Here is a 19,142-nt window from a genome sequence, read left to right as displayed (position 1 = left end):
CTACATGGCATAGTTTTTGATAGATCAGCAACAATTTTGTCTACTATGCCAAAGAGTTGCTAAAGATGATCTATTAACACTATTAGCAACTCTTTTTGATTTGAAAATGGATAGGTTTTAATAAATTACAAGATCTATTTTTGTTTATCTAAAATAGGTTTTAAAAACCTTGCTGTGTGAGAATGTGTCATTTCCGCGACCTGTTCCGGTGTGCCTTTTGCAATGATCTCGCCACCTCCATTGCCACCTTCTGGCCCTAAATCAACGATCCAATCGGCAGTTTTGATCACATCCAGATTATGTTCAATTACAACAATAGTATTGCCTTGATCGCGTAAACGATGAAGTACTTCCAATAATTGTTTAATATCGGCAAAATGCAGTCCGGTTGTAGGCTCATCAAGAATATAGAGTGTTTTTCCAGTATCACGTTTAGATAGTTCTGATGCCAATTTAACCCGTTGTGCTTCGCCACCTGACAGGGTTGTTGAAGCTTGACCAAGGCGAATATAAGACAAGCCAACATCAATTAATGTTTGTAATTTACGAGCGATCATTGGCACAGCATCAAAAAATTCTCGAGCTTCTTCAACCGTCATTTCCAAAACTTGATGAATAGTTTTACCTTTATAATGGATCTCCAATGTTTCTCGGTTATAACGTTTTCCTTTACATTGATCACACGGCACATAAATATCTGGTAGAAAGTGCATTTCGACTTTAATTACCCCATCGCCCTGACAAGCTTCACAACGACCGCCACGTACATTAAAACTAAAGCGCCCCGGATTATATCCTCTTGCTCGAGCTTCTGGCACACCGGCGAAAAGTTCACGAATAGGCGTGAAAACTCCAGTATAGGTTGCAGGATTAGAACGTGGTGTGCGTCCGATTGGGCTTTGATCAATATTGATTACTTTATCAAAAAATTCTAATCCTTCAATTGCTTTAAAGGGAGCGTGTTGCTGGTTTTCAGCACGATTAAGCGCATTTTGTGCTATTGGGAATAAAGTGTCGTTAATTAAGGTGGATTTCCCCGAACCGGATACACCAGTGATACAGGTAAATAATCCGACAGGAATTTCTAAATCTACATTTTTTAAATTGTTACCGCTTGCTCCAATTAGTCGTAATATTTTTTGTGAATCTATAGCCGTTCTCTCTGCTGGAATTTCGATCTTTTCTTTACCGGAAAGAAAACGACCGGTAAGAGAATTTGGATTTTTCATAATCTGCTGAGCGGTGCCTTGTGCTATCACTTCACCACCGTGTACACCAGCTCCAGGGCCAATATCGATGATATAGTCAGCAGTACGGATTGCATCTTCATCGTGTTCAACCACAATCACAGTATTGCCTAAATTTCTCAAATGAATCAGTGTATTTAACAACCTCTCATTATCGCGTTGATGTAGCCCGATAGAAGGCTCATCCAATACATACATTACTCCGACCAAGCCTGCCCCGATTTGGCTAGCCAAACGGATACGCTGAGCCTCACCTCCAGAGAGTGTTTCAGCAGAACGGGATAAAGATAGATATTCCAAACCAACATTGACTAAAAAATGCAGCCTTTCTTTAATCTCTTTTAAAATTTTTTCAGCGATTTTTGCTTTTTGCCCTTCAAACTGTAATTGTTCAAAATGATGTAATGCCTCACCGATACTCATTTCAGAAATTTGTGGTAACGTGGTTTCGCCGATAAAGACGTGGCGAGCCTCTTCTTTTAGACGAGAGCCGTGGCACGATTTACAAGGGCGAGTACTGATATATTTTGCCAATTCTTCACGTACTGACATTGACTCAGTTTCTTTGTAACGGCGAGCCATATTGTTTAATATGCCTTCAAATGGGTGATGACGCACAATTGTGTCTCCACGATCATTGATATATTGAAATTCAATTTTTTCGTGACCGGAACCGTGAAGTACTAAATGCTGAATTTTTTTCGGTAATTCTTCAAAAGGTGTTTCAATATCAAAATGATAATGACGTGCTAACGACGTTAACATTTGATAGTAGTAGAAGTTGCGACGATCCCAACCGCGAATTGCTCCACTGGCAAGTGATAAACTTGGATTTTGGACTACACGATGTTCATCAAAATATTGTTGAATGCCTAATCCATCACAACTAGGGCAAGCGCCTGCCGGATTATTAAATGAAAACATTCGTGGTTCTAATTCTGGTAAAGAATACCCACAATGTGGGCAAGCAAAATTGGCAGAGAAAACCAACTCTTCTGCATCACTGTTATCCATATTAGCAACAACAACAATACCACCAGAAAGTTCTAAAGCAGTTTCTAGTGATTCAGCTAAACGTGTTGATAATTCAGGGCGGATTTTGAAACGGTCGACAATCACTTCGATAGTATGTTTCTTTTGCAGTTCCAGTTGTGGAGGATCGGAAAGATCGCAGATTTCACCGTCAATTCTTGCACGAATATAGCCTTGCGCAGAAATGCTATCTAGCAGTTTAGTGTGTTCACCTTTGCGAGCTTTCACCACCGGTGCAAGTAGCATCATTCTGCTGCCTTCTGGCAAGGAAAGAATTTTATCCACCATTTGACTGATAGTTTGAGCTGCCAATGGAATGTTATGCGTTGGACAGCGAGGTTCTCCGACTCGAGCGAATAACAGTCTTAAATAATCATAAACTTCGGTAATAGTGCCGACAGTAGATCGAGGGTTATGTGAAGTGGATTTCTGTTCAATTGAGATTGCCGGAGATAAACCTTCAATATGATCCACATCCGGTTTTTCCATCAAAGAAAGAAATTGTCGAGCATAAGCGGAAAGTGATTCCACATAACGACGCTGCCCTTCGGCATAAAGTGTATCAAATGCCAACGAAGATTTTCCCGAACCGGATAAACCAGTGATAACGACCAATTTGTTACGAGGAATAGTTAAATTAATATTTTTTAAATTATGGGTTCTTGCACCCCGGATTTCGATATTGTTCATAATAGCTGATCAAAAAATAAAAACGTCGATGATTATCGCAAAATCGAAAAAACTGTGCAAATATCCAGTATTATTTTATTTTTTTCATAGGGGATTTACGGTAAGATAGCGAGGTTTTAATTTAAATTAAGAGGAACAATTATGGCAGGCGTTAATAAAGTAATTATTGTGGGAAATTTGGGAAATGATCCTGAATTAAGAACCTTTGCAAATGGTGATGCAGTTGCCAATATCAGCGTAGCAACTAGTGAACGTTGGCAGGATAAACAGAGTGGAGAATGGCGTGAAATTACTGAATGGCACCGTATTGTTTTATTCCGCCGTTTAGCAGAGATTGCCGGACAATATTTGCGTAAAGGATCAAAAGTTTATGTAGAAGGGAAATTACGTACTCGAAAATGGCAGGATCAAAACGGTCAGGATCGTTATACTACTGAAATTCAGGCAGATACATTACAGATGTTGGATAGTCGCAGTGATCGTATGGGGGCTGATATGTCAGCACCAATGGCTCAACCACAAAATCAGTTTGCACAACCGTCTTATAATCAGCCGGCACAACCTAACCAATTTGCACAACCGACAGTAGCGAAAGCACCTCAAGCGGCAGTAAATCCGGATACTGCTGATTTTGATGATGATATGCCATTCTAAGCATTCTTATATTATCAAAATAAATTATAAAACATTAGGAGAAACCTTTATAAAAAAGAGGTTTCTCTTTTTAATATTTGTTTGGATATATTGCTTTATTTTATACATTCCACCAAAGCCTTAAACAACGGAGAATCCTGTCTCCGATTAGGGTAATAAAGATAATAACCTTCGTAACGCATTGCATAATTTTGTAACACCTCGACTATCTCACCAGATTTAAGCTCTTTTAGTACTCTGTCTTTCGGCATTAATGCCAACCCCAAATGAGATAAGCAGGCTTTTTTCGCAAGAAAATTATTATTCACCACGAATCGACCCGATGGCATAAATTTAACCACTTCTTTACCTTTTGGCATACAAAATTCCCAAGGAAAAATACCTTCAGAAGTTGGCATTCGTACACACAAACATTGATGTGAAGTTAAATCATCAATTGTTTTTGGAATTCCGTATTGTTCTAAATATTGTGGCGTTGCAATTAATGCCATTTGCATATCATCTGAAATTCTGATGGCGATCATATCTTTATCTACTTCTTTGCCTAAACGAATCCCCGCATCAAAACGCCCAGCCACGATATCAGTAAATTTCATATCGCTGATTAGCTCTAATTTTACTTCGGGATATTTTTCCATAAATCTTAATAGCTTATCCCAAATAACATAGAGAAAAACGTGATCAGCCCCATTAATACGTAATGTTCCATTTAGCGTGTTACGAAAATGACTTAATGCATTAACATTATCTTCAATACTCTCAAATAATGGAAAAGTTGTTTAAAAAGTTGTTCACCTGCTTCGGTAGTGGCAACACTGCGAGTTGTTCGATGAAACAATTTTATTTTCAGCTGTTCTTCCAATTTCCGCATAGAATGGCTTAACGCTGAGGTCGATACGCCTAAATATGCAGCCGCTTTAGTAAAACTGGCAGTTTGTGCAACAATAATAAAATTGCGTAATTCATTCATATTTTCAATCATCTTGGCTCTCTTTGATTGTTGAAAAATATTCAACAGGCTATCAAAAAATACCCCACTAATCAAAACAATATTTTCTCCCTATAATGTCATCATTTAAAGCACATAGGAGTAAAAATGAAAACAGCAACATTAAACAACGGTATTGAAATGCCAATGATCGGCTTTGGCGTGTATCAAGTGAGCGATGAAGAAACGGAAAAAGCCGTCTTATCCGCCCTCGAACAAGGCTATCGCCTGCTCGACACCGCTGCCATTTACGGCAACGAAGCAGGCGTAGGGCGTGCGATTAAAGCCAGCGGCATCCCTCGCGAAGAGATTTTTGTCACCACCAAATTGTGGATTCAACGCCAAGATGCCTTCAACGGCACACAAAAAGCCCTTGACGAATGATCTGCACCCCAAAAGTTGGACTAAACAACCAATTGATTAAGGTGCAGATTTTTTATGACTAAATATACTCAACGTTTCAAACAACAAGTGCTCGACTTTTATCATCAAAATGGAAAAAACCGTTCGCTTACTCGCCAGTATTTTCAGCTTCCCCAAAGAACGTTAGCACGTTGGATTGCGAAATTTAATCATAATGGAATCAATGGATTAGCTGTGTTAGGTAAAAAACGATATTATTCTGTTGAGTTTAAATTAAAGGTTATTCAAGCTATCAAAAAAGGCCAGTGCTCCGCTGAAGCCGCCTGATTTCGCTTTGATATCCCCAGTTCAGGGATAATTAGTCAATGGTTGCAACGCTTTGAAAAACAAGGTATAGATGGGTTATTACTCAAACCTAAAGGTCGTCCAAGTATGAAACTCAACTCGCCTAAAATGCCACCAACGCCCAAAACAGAAGAAGAACGCTTGCGTTACCGAATTTTGGAATTAGAAGCGGAGAATGCAATGCTAAAAAAGTTGCAGGAACTCAACCAACAAAAAATGCGGAAAAAGCCGTCATCGTAAATGCCTTACGCTCGCGTTTCCCGTTGGAATTGTTACTCAGGCTAATCGGATTGGCACGCAGTTCGTTCTTTTATCATCTCAAGCCAAAGTCGGATAAAAATGTAGCGATTTCACAGCAAATAGAGGAAATTTATCGCAAAAATGACGAAAATTATGGTTATCGTCGAATTACCTTGGAATTAAGGAAATACTTGATTATCAACCACAAAAGGGTGCAAGCGATAATGCAACGTTTGGGGTTAAAAGGAAAAAGTAAGCAGAAAAAATATCGTTCTTACCAAGGCAAAGTGGGACACATTGCCGATAATCTGTTGCAACGGGATTTTACGGCAACGGTGCCGAATGAGAAGTGGGTAACGGATATCACCGAGTTCAAATGTGCGGAAGGCAAAGTGTATTTATCGCCGATTAAAGACTTGTTTAATAACGAAATTATTGCTTATGATGTGGCGAGAAGTCCGAGTTTTGAGCAGATAACCAGAATGTTGACCCAGGCGGTGAACCGATTAGCGGGGGAAAAACCGATACTGCATTCCGACAAGGGTGGCAGTATCAAATGATGGGTTATCGGGAGATATTGAAAAAACACGGTATTAAGCAAAGTATGTCGAGAAAAGGCAATTGCCTTGATAATGGTGCGATGGAAAGCTTTTTCGGGCGATTGAAGACGGAATGTTACTTTGGCAAGCGGTTTGAAACCTTTGAACAGCTTGAAAAAGTGATTCACGAGTACATTCATTACTACAACAATGAGCGTATTCAAGTGAAGCTCAAAGGACTAAGCCCTGTGGAATACAGAACTCAGTCCTTGAATGAAATTAGAATATAGTCTAACTTTTTGGGGGCAGATCAAAAATCTGCACCTTAATTGCTGGTTTTTACGTCCAAGTTTAGGGTGCAGATTAAAGCATAATGTATTTTTTTACTATTAAATATATTTATGAAATTTCAGGGCTAACCCAGTCAAATAGTTTTTTACTTCTAGGGCAAGTCATAAGATTTTCTAGTTCTTTCACACAATGCTGATAGTGTGGCGTTTTTCTATGCTCATTTAGAGCTTCTTCACTCGCGTAAACTTCATAAGCATAAAAACGTGTTTTGATTTCAGGATCGCGTAAAACATCGAAACGAATATTCCCTTTTTCAGCACTTGTGCAAGCCTGATGATGTTTAAAAAGGGTTAAGAATTCTTCTTCTTTTCCTTCTTTCACATTAATTTCAACTAACATTGTAAGCATAATTGCTCCTTAATGAATTTGTGGTTAACTATTTTTTTCGTGAAGATAGAGTTGATAAGCTTTTTCCGAATTTTCACCGTCATGAACAACGGCATTCACGGCTTTTAACATCGCAATAGGTGAATCTGATTGGAAAATATTTCTTCCCATATCTACCCCTAAAGCGCCTTGATCTATAGCTTGATAGCACATTTCTAATGCATCGCGTTCTGGGAGCTTTTTCCCGCCAGCAATAACAATGGGAACAGGGCATCCAGCTGTAACACGCTCAAAGCCTTTATCAACATAATAGGTTTTGATTATATTTGCGCCCATTTCTGCAGCAATACGCGTAGAAAGTGAAAAATAGCGTTGATCTCTAGCCATATCTTTACCAACACCAGTTACAGCCATAATTGGCATTCCATAGCGATAACCTTGATCAACCAATTTGATAATATTTTTAATTGATTGATGTTCGTATTCTGAGCCAATGTAAACTTGCGCAGCCATAGCTGATACGTTTAGTCTTAATGCATCTTCAATATCAACTGCAACGGCTTCATTCGATAATTCAGTTAGAATTGAATTTGCTCCTGATGCACGTAATGCAATAGGCTTATTAGTATCTGGAGGAACAACGCTACGTAAGATCCCTCTTGTACACATTAAAACATCAGTATATTCAAATAATGGTGCAATATTGAGATCTATGCGCTCTAATCCTGTTGTTGGGCCTTGAAAGTAACCGTGATCAAAAGCTAACATAATTGTTTTACCTGTTTTAGGATTAAATATGTTAGCCAGTCTAGATTGCATTCCCCAGTCTAAAGCCGCACATCCTTTTAAATAAAATGTCTTATGTGTTTGGGGCTTATCTAATCCGAAGTCTTTTCCATCTTTGATATCATCTAAATCTGCCATTTTATTCTCCTACCTGATTTTAAAAATTATAGTTGTCAATATTATCTTTGGTAAAAACAACACGTTCAGGAAGGAGTACAATTCCATTTCCTTTCGCTTCATATTGATAACCTTGAACACTATTTGGTGATACTTCAACTTCACCAATATCAGGAACTTTAACTTTATCTCCTACGTTTAGTGTTCGACCTTTTAAAAGTTCATTTGTTACAGCAATAGAAATTTCACCCTGTTTTACTACATCCCATAGACCAAATTGTTTTACTGTGCCGCGTTTTACATAAGGGCGCATTACATTTGGCGTACTAAAACCAACAATCGTAATTTTGTCATTTTTTAAGTTTTCTGCAGCTTGGGCGGCGGCAGGTAAGGCATTTGCATCAGGCGCAATAATAATATCTAAGTCTGGATAGGCCTTGATAATACCTTCTGCTGTTTGCAAAGATTTAATTGCATCATTGTAACCAAACTGAGTTGTTACAATTTCCCATTCTGGATGTTCTTTACTGATTTTGGCTTTAGCTGCATTCACCCATTGGTTTTGATCTGTTACTGTTGGACTAGAATAGAAAAAGGCAACTTTAGCTTTAGGTTTAGTGACTTGATTAGCAGCCATTTCAACTAGCATTGAACCAAGTTGTTCAGGTGTGCCTTGGTTGATATAGTAGCTTCGACATTCAGGTTTTACATCAGAGTCCCACGTAAGAATTTTTACACCTCTTTTCATTGCACGTTGTAATGTAGAACAAAGTCCTTCAGGGGAAACCGCAGAAACGACAATTGCGTTATAGCCTTGATTCACAAAATTATTAATTAATTGTACTTGGTTTGAAACGCTTGGTTCTGTTGGGCCATCGTAAGTAACATTTACGCCTAGTTTTTTACCCATTTCAGTCGCACCTTGGCCGCCACTTGTAAAAAAGCCAACTCCAACGAGTTTAGGAATGAATGCGATTCTATCGGCAGCTTGTACAAAAGTTGCGGTTAAACCTAACATAATAGCAAGTGCGGTTGTTTTTAATTTCATTTTCATAGTGAGTCTCCTATTTTATAGTTGAACATTAATGAGATACTGCATAAATAAAAGTTAAAGATTAATTATAAAAGTCCTCCTTTATTTATTTTTGTTTTAAATAAAAACATTCTTCTTAAGCCAATTCATAATAAAACTTCGATATATGCTGAATGATTTTCCAATTAGTACGATAATTAATAATGCTCCTGATAAAGCACTAGAAATTTCATTAGAGACACCAACCATTTGTAAGCCCTGCTGTAAATAACCAATTAATAGTGCCGCGATGGCTGTGCCAAGAACAGAACCCGCTCCACCATAGATATTTGCACCGCCTAATACAACAGCTGTAAGGACAGGCATTAATAATGAACTACCTAAGTCAGAACGAGCCGAGCCAAAATAGGATACTAGTAATATTCCAACAAATGCTGCAACAGCACCTAATAAACCGTAAATAATAAATAAGGTTTGTTTGATAGGTACGGCATTATAAATAGAAGTACGTTCATTTTGGCCAATTAAAAATATACTTCTGCCAATGACTGTTTTATGCATTAATAACCAGAATATTATAGCTATAATAATGAAGTAAATAATTGAAGTTGGAATGTTGAAAATACTTTGATTAGCGAAGTTTAATAAACTATCTGGAAAACCACCGATACCTTCATAACCAGTAGCACCAGCAAATCCAGATAGTAATAAAGCTCCACCACCGTAAAGATACATTGTTCCTAATGTAATTACGAGGGGATTAACTTTGGTGTACAAAATAAGACTTGCATTAAGTAGTCCACATAAAATTCCAATGATAAGAGTGAGAAAAATAGCAATACTTAGAGGATAACCTAATTGAAATAATACACCTAAAGATATAGCACAAAGACCAACAGTAGAACCAAAAGAAATATCCATACCACCACTAACAATGATCAGTGTCAGTGGTAATGCCAGAATTCCAATATAAATAAAATCACTTGTGCTATATAATAAAACATTGATATCTAGCATTCTAGGGTTAAATAAACCAAATCCAATTATTTCTAAAATAACAAGAAAGAATAATGTTATTTCCCAGCTATATTTCTTTATCTGTAACATAATTTCTCCTTAATTTATTTAGTGTTAAGGAATCTGGAGTAACGTTGTAGTTTTAAGTTTTCACTAATCATTACTCTTATTCTTCCATCAAAAATTAATACACATAGTAAAACGAGTCCTGCAATAAAATTATTCCAATAAGCAGGAACTTTAAGTAAAACCAAGATCGTATCAATTTGTATCAGGAAGTAAGCGCCTAATACGGCACCGAGAATATTTCCTGTTCCACCAAGCAAACTAATTCCACCTAATACACAAGCAGCAATAGCTTTCATTTCTAAACCACTGCCAGTTGAGTTCGGAACAAAACCAATTTGTGAAGTGAATACTATTCCAGCGATGGCCGCCATTAATCCATTAATTGTAAATGCAAGGATTCGAATCTGATTTGTTTTCACACCAAGTTGTAATGCACCTTGTAGATTATCGCCTACGGCATAGAAATTGCGTCCATTTTGAGTACGAGTAAGAATGAAGTAAGAAATTAAAATAAGTATTAGTGTTATCCATCCAATGGGAGAGATAGATAACAAGTTAGGGGATGCAAGTAATTTTAAATCTTGTGGTAATCCTTCGATCCATTTACCACCAGTGATTAATAGCATTATTCCTTTGTACAAACCTAATGTACCTAGTGTGGCAACAATAGCAGGTATCTTTAATAAAGTAACAAGTATTCCATTAAATATTCCCGCTGCGATTCCACATAATAAAGTCATAAAAAATGCAGTAACCAGATTAAATTCAGCGTTAAGAAGACTACCCATAATTACAGCACATAGCCCCATTATTGAACCGATGGAAACATCAATGTTACGCGTTAAAATAACGAACGTTGTACCTAGTGCTAATAGGATAACAATAAGAGATGAATTAAAAATCATTGTTATTGTTTGCAAATGAAACCCATTACCTTCAAATCCAAGTAATAGAAAAAGAAATAAAATAGCAATTAGAATGGTTATTTCTCTATTGTTTTGAATGAATTTCCACATAGTTTGGTGTCTCCTTTGAAATTTATCCGCCAAATGCAAATTGCATAATCTTATCGCTATTTATTTGATCACCTTGCAAACTACAGTTAATTTCTCCATCATGCATAATAAGAACACGATCAGACATTTTCTCGATTTCTTCCAAGTCAGAAGAAATGAAAAGCACGGCAACATTTTGTTTAGCGACTGATTTGATAAGTTGATAGATATCAGCTCTTGCGCCAACATCAACACCGCGAGTAGGTTCATCAACGATCAGTAAACGTGGATTGGCTTCTAAACATTTAGCAATTAAGACTTTTTGCTGATTTCCACCAGATAGGGTGCGAATAGGTTGTTGTGGCATTGCATATTTTATACCCATCGCTCTTTTGTAACGTTCTAAAGTAGCATTTTCTCTATTTTCATCTAGCCAGAATCCTTGATTGTAATAAGTGAGCGCACAGACATTCCAAGTAAGTGCCGTATCTAAATATAATCCTGAAGATTGCCGGTCTTCGGGAAGATAAACAATACCTTTTTGTAAACGCTGTTTTAATGAGAGAGAAGTAATATTTTCATTTTTAAATAAAATTTCACCGCACTTTGCTTTCCTTAAACCATATAAGGTTTCTGCAAGTTCTGTTCTACCAGCTCCGACAACACCAGCTAATCCAAGTATTTCACCAGGATAAAGATCAAAGGTGATATTTTTAAAACCTTCACCAGTTAAATGATTTACTTCAAGGATAGGAGAGTTAGTATCTTTAGTACGTAGATGACCAGGTAATTCTAACCAAAGTTTTTGTGTTTCATTAAGCTGAGCATTTTTCAAGCTAGGCTTAATTGCGTTGATAATTTGTTCTTGAGTTAGGTCATTGGTTTTCCCTGTTAAAGCGATATATCCATCTCTCATAATACTAATGCGATGAGAGATCTGACATACTTCATTTAATTTATGGGAAATAAAAATGATACCTACACCTTTATCCAATAATGAATTAATTTTGTTAAATAGATTTTCGGTTTCAGCGGGAGTTAAAGAAGCTGTGGGTTCATCAAGAATAAGCAAACTTGCATTACGCATTAGTCCACGCATTATTTCCACAAGTTGTTGATCTGCAACTTCTAAAGATCCTGCTTGCATATCAAGAGACAAATGAGAGTTTAGCTCTTTCAGCAATTCATTTAGTTTTTCTTCATTTTCTTTATGACGGGGTAAACTAAAAAGGATATTTTCTTTTACGGTTAAATTTGGAAAGAGCAGAGGTTCTTGTGGAACAAGATAGATACCAAGACGATGTGCTTTTTGTGGGGAAAGTCTAGTCTGAATTTCACCACCAATTTTTACTGTGCCACTATCAGCAGATTGGATACCAGCGATAATTTTCATTAATGTTGATTTTCCAGCACCATTCCCACCTAATAGTGAGTGAATTTCACCAGCATATACAGAAAAATCTATATCTTTAAGAACTTCTACGCCTGAAAAGGATTTGCTGATATTATGTACATCTAATAAACATTTTTTCATTGAAGATTCATTATGCATAAGATGTTACCTTTAATGATTGAACAAATGTAAAATCTAAAATTCAATTTATCATAATGTTAGTTCCAAACATAAAATAAATCTGTGATCAAGATCTCATATTCAGATTATTTACCCTATAAATGGAAGTTTTTATCTGAAAAGTGATCTGTATCACAGTATTTGAAAAAATTGAAAATGAACAATTGATATTTTTATGATTCATATGAATAATATTTGTGAGTAGAAAATGAATGAAAAAAGACAAGAAATGAACGCATTATCTCATTCAATGACAGAAGAAGAGCTTTTAGCTCGTATTGCTTGGTTTTATTACCACGATAATTTAACACAAGGTGAAATTGGAGAAAGACTAGGATTGCCTAGGCTAAAAGTTTCTCGACTGTTAGAAAGAGGGCGTCAGCATGGGATTATTAAAGTTCAGATTAACTCTCGGTTTACTGGATGCTTAGAATTAGAACAGGCTTTACAACAACGTTTTGATTTGAAATATATTCGAATTTTACCAGAGCTAGAACAACATGATCTGAATGAACGCTTAGGAATTGGAGCTGCGCAATTATTAATGTCCTTACTCAAGCCTAATCAACTTTTATCCATTGGGTTTGGGGAAACCATTATGCAGACTATCAAATATAGCAATGATTTTATTACTCAGAATCAAATTAAACTGATTACCTTATCTGGTGGGGTTGGTCCCTATATGAAAGGTATTGGCCAATTGGATGGCTCTTGTTCCGTGAGTATTATCCCAGCTCCGTTAAGGGCTTCATCAATAGAAGCGGCTAAATTATTTAAAAAAGAAGCTTGTGTTAGGGATATTATGCTTGCAGCTTGTAGTGCTGATGTCGCAATCGTTGGTATTGGAGCAACGCGGCAGCGAGGACAAGCAACATTATTGCGTTCAGGTTATATAACAGAAGAAAAGCAGCAAACAATTAGAGCAAAAGGTGCTGTAGGAGATATTCTTGGTTATTTTATGCAAAAAGATGGCACATTACAGCCTGATATGCCATTGCATGAAGAGTTAATCAGTGTTTCTTTAGATAACTTGCAAAAAATTCCTAATGTAATTGGTATTGCAGGTGGAGAAAATAAGGTCGAAGCTATCCTAAGTGCATTATATGGGAAGCATATCAATTCATTGGTAACAGAAGAAAAAACGGCTCGTATGATCCTTGCACACCTTGTCTAGATGTTATAAGTGCGGTTGATTTTTTAGCGTTTTTTCAAGATTATTCAGGAGGGAACATGGAAAAGAAATCAGCCTATTTAATGGCATTAGATGCAGGAACAGGGAGTATTAGAGCGGTTATTTTTGATTTAGAAGGAAATCAAATTGGTGCAGCACAATACGAATGGAGTCATTTAAGCGATCCAAATATCCCAGGATCAATGGAGTTTGATTTAGAACATAATTGGGATTTAGCTTGTAAAAGTATTTCGACAGTATTAGATAAAACGAAAATAAGTCCCGATCAGATTTTAGCAATTTCGACCTGTTCAATGCGTGAAGGTATTGTCTTATACGATGAAAAACAGCAACCAATTTGGGCTTGTGGTAATGTTGATGCTAGAGCAACCCAAGAGGTGAATGAATTAAAAGAGCTTTATAATCATACATTTGAAGAAACACTTTATCATATTTCAGGCCAAACTTTGGCATTAAGTGCTGTACCAAGATTATTATGGCTCGCCCATCACCGTAGTGATATTTATCGAAAAACCAAAGCGATAACTATGATTAGCGATTGGCTCGGATTTATGCTAAGTGGGCAGCTTGCGGTAGAACCTTCTAATGCGGGAACTACGGGGATGTTGGATTTGCATACTCGCCAATGGTCTCCAATGCTGTTAGATATGGCGGGATTAAACTCTACTATTTTGCCTCCAGTTAAGGAAACAGGTGAAGTCTTAGGGCAGGTTACAAAGCAAGCAGCGGAAATAACAGGATTGAAAGAGGGAACACCAGTCATTGTAGGTGGCGGAGATGTTCAGCTGGGGTGTTTAGGGTTAGGTATTACAGAGCCTTCACAGGCGGCGATTATTGGGGGGACTTTTTGGCAACAAGTGGTAAATCTGCCAGCCCCACAGACAGATCCTGAAATGAATATTCGTATAAATCCTTATGTCATTTCTCCCTTAGTTCAAGCTGAATCTATTAGTTTTTTCACTGGATTAACGATGCGTTGGTTTAGAGATGTTTTTTGTGAAGAAGAAAAACATTTAGCTGAAAAACTTGGCGTTGATGCTTATAGCTTACTCGAACAAATGGCCGAAAAGGTACCAGCTGGAGCAAATGATGTTATACCTATTTTTTCTGATGCGATGCATTTTAAATCTTGGTATCACGCAGCACCATCATTTATTAATCTTTCGATTGATCCAGAAAAATGCAATAAACCTGTTTTATTTAGAGCATTAGAAGAAAACGCAGCAGTAGTCTCTTCTTATAATTTAGATCAGGTAGAAAAATTTTCTAAAGTTAAACTAAAAGAAATTGTTTTTGCTGGTGGCGGAGCTAAAGGAAAATTATGGAGTCAAATCCTTGCTGATGTTACAGGACTGATTGTAAATATTCCTGTAGTAAAAGAGGCAACTGCATTAGGTTGTGCGATTGCAGCAGGTGTTGGCGTTGGGGTTTATTCTTCTTTGGCCGAAGCAGGAAAAAAACTTGTCAGATTTGAACGAAAACATATACCAAACCCTAAAAATTATGAGCTTTATCAGCAGCGCAAACAACAATGGGCTGAAGTTTATCAGAAACAATTACAACTTGTAGATGAAGGATTAACCACATCATTGTGGAAAGCACCAGGTGTAAAATAATGGCATAGTAGACAAAATTGTTGCTGATCTATCAAAAACTATGCCATGTGGACAATTTTGTTGCTAATATTTATTTTTCAAAATATTAGCAACTCTTTTTATTTAAAAAATCCTTTATAAACATAATCTTATGCTGTTTTGTTAAGCCATTATGATTATTTAATTGACGTTTTAGATGTTTAAATAATCCTTCAATCCTATTTGTCGTCTTTTCAATATTTATTTCAGTATACTTTTCAAAATAGAATAAATAATTCATATACCATTTTAAACTGGCATAAGCGCCTCTTATGTTTCGATGCTTATATGGGAAATAGCCTTTTTCATTCGCTTTTTCACTTCGTTCTTTTAAAAAAATCTCGTGCTTTAAATACCATGTATGTAAGCGAAGATAAAATTCATTTTTTGTGCTTTCTGTTATTGTTTTAGTGATAATTTTTAATTCCTTACCTGCTGATGATTGATGTTTTTTTCTTAATTTTCTCATTACAATAGCTATCATATGAAATTGACACATCTGTACCGGAGTATTAAAAAGATCTTTCATTAATCCTCTTCTCCCATCACAAGTAATAGCTTGAATTATATAGCCTTTTTCTCTTAGTCGATTTAATGCTAATTTGTAATAAATATCCTTTTCTGTTCGTATAAAGTGATAACAAACTACCTTATTTGTTTTTGAATCCATCAGCACTAAAACACCAAAATAGCGACCAAAAAAGGTGGTATCCATAATAATGTTCAGGTATCGATTTTGAGGTAATTTTAAGGGTGTTTTGGGGGATTTATCTATATATCTTTGAATGGTTCTAACGGAACAATGATATTTAATTGCAAGTTGTTGATAAGTTTGTTTTCCACAAGTGTAATCAGACCAAATTTTTATTGGCTCTAATTTCTTTTTGAACGTAAATGTTTTATGGCATTGGTGACAAAAATAACGTTGAAAATTATTTAATTTGCCATGTTTCTTTATTTCTGCACTTTGGCAAAATGGGCAGTTTTTTATTCATATTTCAAAAAGAGGGCTTAAAGCCTTGTACTATAAGGCTTTAAGCCACTTTTTAGCAACAATTTTGTCTACTATGCCATTTAACAGCTTTTGCTATAAATAGTCCTTAATTTACTACAAATTACAGCTTAAATAAGGGGCGTTTTGATCCGCCCCACGAGAATAAAATTATTTGTTCACTTTAAAAGTATAAGTGCTATAAAGTTTACGTTTTTGGCACACTTTTTGATCTGGGTAATCCATTTCATAAATGGCCTTGATTTTCCAAGTGCCGGCTAAGGCTGGAATGAAATTCACTTTGCCTTGAGCGTCCGTTTTGCCAGAGAAAGCTTGTGGTTCACGGTGATCGTAAACGGCTTTTTCATCAAGTTTGGTAAATTCGTTGGTTGTGCCGATCACGCTCACGCCTTTCGCTGGCTGACCTTGATACAACACTTGCACGGGGAAAACATCCATCGGGCTTAGCGTGGTTGGATCAACCAATGGCACGATTTCCAACGGTAATCCCACTGGAGCAATGGCGAAATCGCTCACATCAACACCTGTGTTCACATAGGTTGAAGCGAACATACTGGATTCTTCGCAGTAATTGGCATCTTTCATTTGAGTGAGATTTTCACGCTTCCAGCCGTTGTCATTTTTCGACCAAAATGTCGGTTTATAGCTGCCCGAAATTTTGTATTCCGCTTTCGCCAACGGGCTGGTGGTTACATAGTGAAAATTTTCGCCCTTTTGGGTGAGGGTAGTGCTTTTGCCGTCCGCACTGTGCAACACCAGCGGATTTAAAATATTTAAACGCCCCTCTGCGATTTTTTCCCCTTCAGGAAAACGATCGCCATAGCCAAGCACTGCAAGCAAATCTTTGCCCGCTTCCGCTTGTTGTGCATATGCCCATAAATCGTGTGCTTGCCCAGCCAGTGGGAATGCCAAGCCACATATTAAGGCAAGATGAGTGAGTTTTTTCATTTGATGTCTCCTATTTTGTGTATAAAAAACGTGGAATTTTCTGACCGCACTTATCTACCTCTTATTTTCAAAGTGCGGTGTAAAATTCCGCCATATTGCCGTTCAATTTCAACCGTTGAAAGCAAACGGCGATAACTTTTTGGCTTTTGGATCAATGCTTTGCATAACAGCGAGGCTGTGCCAATAACATTGCTAGCTACTCACGAGAGTGTTCGCCACCGGCTGACGGGCAAGGAGCTTAATTAACGTGGATTTCCCTGAGCTATTTGCTCCGATAATGCCGTAAATTTTCCCTGTGTTGAATTGCAATGAAATAGAGTGCAACAACACTTTCTCAGGTAAGGTGAATGACTCTGCGTTTAATTCAAAGACTGTATTTCCTATGGGCTAACAAATAAAGGGGTTGGATTTTAATTGATAACGGTTATCATTTCAATATATATTTTGTGCTTTGGTATTTCCAACCTCTTCTAATCCAGAAATGGCTTTGCACTCGTCTTCATTGTGTTCTTCTTGACAGCTTAACTGTTTCAAAAATGTCTGAATTTCCAATAATTGTTGGATTTTTTGTTCTACCTGTTCTAGCTGTTTTAATATGATTTGATCGGCGTGATAATGTTCTGTCGGTTTATGACGAAGCTGAATAAGCTGTTTAATATCTTCCAAAGAAAAACCTAATGAACGGCAGGATTTAATGAATTTCAATAATGAAAGGCTTGCTTGATCATAATAGCGATAACCATTGCTACCGCGTTGAGGTTCAGGTAATAAGCCCGTTTTTTCATAGTAACGGATGGTTTCTAGATTAATGCCACTGAGTTTGCTGATTTCGTGAATTTTCATATTAAATAACCTTTATGAAAAAGATTGACTCTGTAGTCGCTACAGACTTTATATTATTCCATAAAAAAGAATCAAGCATTTCATTTATATAGAGGCTTAAAAATGAGCAATCATTTATATCACGATCATCACGATCATCACCATATCCCTAAAAGTAAAACAATTCTGCTGATTAGCCTTGTTATTATTACCAGTTATATGCTAGTGGAGTTTTGGGGGGGATATCATTTTCATAGTTTAACTTTAATGGCGGATGCCGGACATATGGCAAATGACAGTTTGTCATTATTATTGGCATTGATTGCACTTTTCTTCAATGAAAAAATACAAAAACGATTTGTCATTTTGAATGGTAGTTCGTTAATTTTAGTTGCATTAATGATTCTGTGGGAGGCGGTTCAACGTTGGCATACGCCGGAGAAAATGGTGGCATTACCGATGCTTGGCGTTGCGATTATCGGATTGTTAGTCAATATGGTAGTAGCATTAATAATGTTTAAAAGTGATCACGAAAATTTGAATATTCGTGCCGCTTATTTGCACGTATTGGCAGATCTGTTTGGATCTATTATTGCAATTATTGCTGGTTTAAGCGCTTGGCTATTAGATTGGCAATGGGTGGATTTGGTAGCGAGTGCAATTTTGAGTTTATTGATTTTACGCAGTGGAATATCAATAGTAAATCAGGCGATAAAATCGTTACAGGAGAAAACAGATTAAATGTATTGGGTATTTTTAGCGGTAGCTATTCTTTCTGAAATTTTTGCTTCCAGTATGTTAAAAGTGAGCGATGGGTTTAGCCGATTATACCCCTCAATCGGTGTGGTTATTGGTTATGTATTATCATTTTATTTGTTAGGGTTGGCATTAAAAGGGATTCCATTAAGTGCAGCTTATGCGATTTGGTCTGGTATCGGAATTGTTTTAACTGCAATAATTAGTGTTTTCTTTTTTAACCAAAAAGTAGATGTTGGTGGCGTAATCGGTATCAGTTTAATTATGATTGGTGTGATTGTACTCACTCTGTTTTCACAAATGGCAAGGCATTAATGAACCTAGCAGACAAAAAAGTTGTGAAAATGAGGTAGATAATGTTCAAAGAACAAAAGTTTTTAATAAAGTAAATAAATCCTTATAGAAAGTATTT

The 19,142-nt window shown here is 36.7% G+C and carries 16 protein-coding genes and 3 pseudogenes; 7 read left to right on the top strand and 12 right to left on the bottom strand.

Annotation, left to right across the window (positions count from 1 at the left end; genetic code table 11):
- Positions 1 to 134: 134 nt before the first annotated feature.
- On the bottom strand, positions 135 to 2,969 hold the full coding sequence (uvrA, locus tag ACXPAV_RS09245; protein ID WP_458003330.1) for an excinuclease ABC subunit UvrA: 2,835 nt from the start codon (positions 2,967 to 2,969) through the stop codon (positions 135 to 137).
- Between the two features lie 141 nt (positions 2,970 to 3,110).
- Between uvrA and ssb the strand changes: the two genes are divergently transcribed.
- The gene (gene ssb / locus ACXPAV_RS09240) at positions 3,111 to 3,623 is read left to right on the top strand and encodes a single-stranded DNA-binding protein (protein WP_039133681.1); all 513 of its coding nucleotides are present in this window, start codon (positions 3,111 to 3,113) and stop codon (positions 3,621 to 3,623) included.
- A gap of 95 nt (positions 3,624 to 3,718) precedes the next feature.
- Here ssb and ACXPAV_RS09235 read toward each other — a convergent pair.
- Positions 3,719 to 4,605: pseudogene (locus tag ACXPAV_RS09235) on the bottom strand (LysR family transcriptional regulator).
- A 114-nt stretch (positions 4,606 to 4,719) separates the two neighbouring features.
- Here ACXPAV_RS09235 and ACXPAV_RS09230 point away from each other — a divergent pair.
- Both ACXPAV_RS09230 and ACXPAV_RS09225 read left to right on the top strand, forming a co-directional pair.
- Positions 4,720 to 4,992: pseudogene (locus ACXPAV_RS09230) on the top strand (aldo/keto reductase); the annotation flags it as partial.
- A 57-nt stretch (positions 4,993 to 5,049) separates the two neighbouring features.
- Positions 5,050 to 6,388: pseudogene (locus tag ACXPAV_RS09225) on the top strand (IS3 family transposase).
- 109 nt (positions 6,389 to 6,497) lie between these two features.
- Here the strand turns inward: ACXPAV_RS09225 and lsrG are convergent.
- The 6 genes from lsrG to lsrA form a co-directional block, all read right to left on the bottom strand.
- The gene (lsrG, locus tag ACXPAV_RS09220; protein WP_039090075.1) at positions 6,498 to 6,797 is read right to left on the bottom strand and encodes a (4S)-4-hydroxy-5-phosphonooxypentane-2,3-dione isomerase; all 300 of its coding nucleotides are present in this window, start codon (positions 6,795 to 6,797) and stop codon (positions 6,498 to 6,500) included.
- A gap of 24 nt (positions 6,798 to 6,821) precedes the next feature.
- Entirely contained in the window at positions 6,822 to 7,700 is an 879-nt protein-coding gene (gene lsrF / locus ACXPAV_RS09215; protein WP_458003329.1) for a 3-hydroxy-5-phosphonooxypentane-2,4-dione thiolase, read from the bottom strand.
- A gap of 19 nt (positions 7,701 to 7,719) precedes the next feature.
- Positions 7,720 to 8,733, bottom strand: coding sequence for an autoinducer 2 ABC transporter substrate-binding protein LsrB (gene lsrB, locus ACXPAV_RS09210; protein ID WP_039090072.1), 1,014 nt, complete (start codon positions 8,731 to 8,733; stop codon positions 7,720 to 7,722).
- 96 nt (positions 8,734 to 8,829) lie between these two features.
- Positions 8,830 to 9,819, bottom strand: a complete 990-nt coding sequence (gene lsrD / locus ACXPAV_RS09205; protein WP_458003328.1) for an autoinducer 2 ABC transporter permease LsrD — start codon at positions 9,817 to 9,819, stop codon at positions 8,830 to 8,832.
- A 14-nt stretch (positions 9,820 to 9,833) separates the two neighbouring features.
- Entirely contained in the window at positions 9,834 to 10,814 is a 981-nt protein-coding gene (gene lsrC / locus ACXPAV_RS09200) for an autoinducer 2 ABC transporter permease LsrC (RefSeq protein ID WP_039090068.1), read from the bottom strand.
- A gap of 22 nt (positions 10,815 to 10,836) precedes the next feature.
- Positions 10,837 to 12,345, bottom strand: a complete 1,509-nt coding sequence (lsrA, locus tag ACXPAV_RS09195) for an autoinducer 2 ABC transporter ATP-binding protein LsrA (RefSeq protein ID WP_458003327.1) — start codon at positions 12,343 to 12,345, stop codon at positions 10,837 to 10,839.
- Between the two features lie 229 nt (positions 12,346 to 12,574).
- Between lsrA and lsrR the strand changes: the two genes are divergently transcribed.
- Positions 12,575 to 13,540, top strand: coding sequence for a transcriptional regulator LsrR (lsrR, locus tag ACXPAV_RS09190; protein WP_039172847.1), 966 nt, complete (start codon positions 12,575 to 12,577; stop codon positions 13,538 to 13,540).
- Between the two features lie 80 nt (positions 13,541 to 13,620).
- Positions 13,621 to 15,174, top strand: coding sequence for an autoinducer-2 kinase (gene lsrK, locus ACXPAV_RS09185; protein WP_432430745.1), 1,554 nt, complete (start codon positions 13,621 to 13,623; stop codon positions 15,172 to 15,174).
- A gap of 85 nt (positions 15,175 to 15,259) precedes the next feature.
- Here lsrK and ACXPAV_RS09180 read toward each other — a convergent pair whose 3' ends face one another.
- The 4 genes from ACXPAV_RS09180 to ACXPAV_RS09165 all read right to left on the bottom strand — a co-directional run bounded on the left by ACXPAV_RS09180 (position 15,260) and on the right by ACXPAV_RS09165 (position 17,995).
- Positions 15,260 to 16,150, bottom strand: a complete 891-nt coding sequence (locus tag ACXPAV_RS09180; protein ID WP_458004412.1) for an IS256 family transposase, variant Zn-binding type — start codon at positions 16,148 to 16,150, stop codon at positions 15,260 to 15,262.
- A 204-nt stretch (positions 16,151 to 16,354) separates the two neighbouring features.
- Entirely contained in the window at positions 16,355 to 17,152 is a 798-nt protein-coding gene (locus ACXPAV_RS09175; protein ID WP_039164161.1) for a DUF4198 domain-containing protein, read from the bottom strand.
- Positions 17,153 to 17,344: 192 nt separating this feature from the next.
- The gene (locus ACXPAV_RS09170) at positions 17,345 to 17,482 is read right to left on the bottom strand and encodes an ATP-binding cassette domain-containing protein (protein WP_458003326.1); all 138 of its coding nucleotides are present in this window, start codon (positions 17,480 to 17,482) and stop codon (positions 17,345 to 17,347) included.
- A 102-nt stretch (positions 17,483 to 17,584) separates the two neighbouring features.
- On the bottom strand, positions 17,585 to 17,995 hold the full coding sequence (locus ACXPAV_RS09165; RefSeq protein WP_458003325.1) for a MerR family transcriptional regulator: 411 nt from the start codon (positions 17,993 to 17,995) through the stop codon (positions 17,585 to 17,587).
- Between the two features lie 102 nt (positions 17,996 to 18,097).
- Between ACXPAV_RS09165 and ACXPAV_RS09160 the strand changes: the two genes are divergently transcribed.
- Both ACXPAV_RS09160 and ACXPAV_RS09155 read left to right on the top strand, forming a co-directional pair.
- Positions 18,098 to 18,715 carry a cation diffusion facilitator family transporter gene (locus ACXPAV_RS09160; protein ID WP_458003324.1) on the top strand — a complete coding sequence of 206 codons (618 nt, stop codon included), beginning with the start codon at positions 18,098 to 18,100 and terminating at the stop codon, positions 18,713 to 18,715.
- Positions 18,716 to 19,045, top strand: coding sequence for a DMT family transporter (locus tag ACXPAV_RS09155; protein ID WP_021461091.1), 330 nt, complete (start codon positions 18,716 to 18,718; stop codon positions 19,043 to 19,045).
- Positions 19,046 to 19,142: the final 97 nt, after the last annotated feature.

Source organism: Gallibacterium sp. ZY190522 (genome assembly GCF_054166015.1).
This window is presented reverse-complemented; position numbering and strand designations above follow the sequence as displayed.

Coding starts and splice junctions, on each gene's coding strand:
- uvrA (WP_458003330.1), bottom strand. CDS start 2,969: ATGAACAATATCGAAATCCGGGGTGCAAGAACCCATAATTTAAAAAAT.
- ssb (WP_039133681.1), top strand. CDS start 3,111: ATGGCAGGCGTTAATAAAGTAATTATTGTGGGAAATTTGGGAAATGAT.
- lsrG (WP_039090075.1), bottom strand. CDS start 6,797: ATGCTTACAATGTTAGTTGAAATTAATGTGAAAGAAGGAAAAGAAGAA.
- lsrF (WP_458003329.1), bottom strand. CDS start 7,700: ATGGCAGATTTAGATGATATCAAAGATGGAAAAGACTTCGGATTAGAT.
- lsrB (WP_039090072.1), bottom strand. CDS start 8,733: ATGAAAATGAAATTAAAAACAACCGCACTTGCTATTATGTTAGGTTTA.
- lsrD (WP_458003328.1), bottom strand. CDS start 9,819: ATGTTACAGATAAAGAAATATAGCTGGGAAATAACATTATTCTTTCTT.
- lsrC (WP_039090068.1), bottom strand. CDS start 10,814: ATGTGGAAATTCATTCAAAACAATAGAGAAATAACCATTCTAATTGCT.
- lsrA (WP_458003327.1), bottom strand. CDS start 12,345: ATGCATAATGAATCTTCAATGAAAAAATGTTTATTAGATGTACATAAT.
- lsrR (WP_039172847.1), top strand. CDS start 12,575: ATGAATGAAAAAAGACAAGAAATGAACGCATTATCTCATTCAATGACA.
- lsrK (WP_432430745.1), top strand. CDS start 13,621: ATGGCATTAGATGCAGGAACAGGGAGTATTAGAGCGGTTATTTTTGAT.
- ACXPAV_RS09175 (WP_039164161.1), bottom strand. CDS start 17,152: ATGAAAAAACTCACTCATCTTGCCTTAATATGTGGCTTGGCATTCCCA.
- ACXPAV_RS09165 (WP_458003325.1), bottom strand. CDS start 17,995: ATGAAAATTCACGAAATCAGCAAACTCAGTGGCATTAATCTAGAAACC.
- ACXPAV_RS09160 (WP_458003324.1), top strand. CDS start 18,098: ATGAGCAATCATTTATATCACGATCATCACGATCATCACCATATCCCT.
- ACXPAV_RS09155 (WP_021461091.1), top strand. CDS start 18,716: ATGTATTGGGTATTTTTAGCGGTAGCTATTCTTTCTGAAATTTTTGCT.